General features: G+C 63.5%; 1 protein-coding gene. It reads right to left on the bottom strand.

Features of this window, described 5'->3' with window-relative positions:
* A partial coding sequence (locus AC3WVS_RS31250; protein ID WP_492321736.1) for an aldehyde dehydrogenase family protein occupies window positions 1–620 on the bottom strand: 620 nt, incomplete at both ends.

Raw genomic sequence — 620 nt, 5'->3', positions numbered from 1 at the left:
TTCGCCACCGGCATGGTGAACTCAGCGCCCTTGGCGATCGAATCCGGCCAGCGCTGCATCACGCTCTTGTAGCGCGTGTAGAAACGCACGCCCTCCTCGCCATAGGCATGGTGGTCACCGAACAGCGAGCGCTTCCAGCCACCGAATGAATGCCATGCCATCGGCACCGGAATCGGCACGTTGATGCCGACCATGCCGATCTGGATCTGCCGCGCGAACGCACGCGCGATGCCGCCGTCGCTGGTGTAGCACGACACGCCGTTGCCGTATTCATGCGCATTGATCAGCGCCACCGCTTCGGCAAAGTCATGCACGCGCACTACCGACAGCACCGGGCCGAAGATCTCTTCCTTGTAGATCGTCATGTCCGGCTTGACGTGGTCGAACAGCGTGCCGCCGACATAGAAGCCGTTCTCATGGCCGGGTACGGTATGACCGCGGCCATCCGTGACCAGCGTCGCGCCCTCTTCCACGCCCTTGGCGATATAGCCCTCCACCTTCGCCTTGTGCGCAGCGGTTACCAGCGGACCCATTTCGGCGTCGGACTCCATGCCGTTGCGGATCTTCAGCGAGCTGGCGCGTTCGGCAAGCCGCGGCACGAGCTTGTCGGCGACATCGCC

This window comes from Cupriavidus sp. CPT47-8839-RL05A, assembly GCF_058792255.1.
This window is presented reverse-complemented; position numbering and strand designations above follow the sequence as displayed.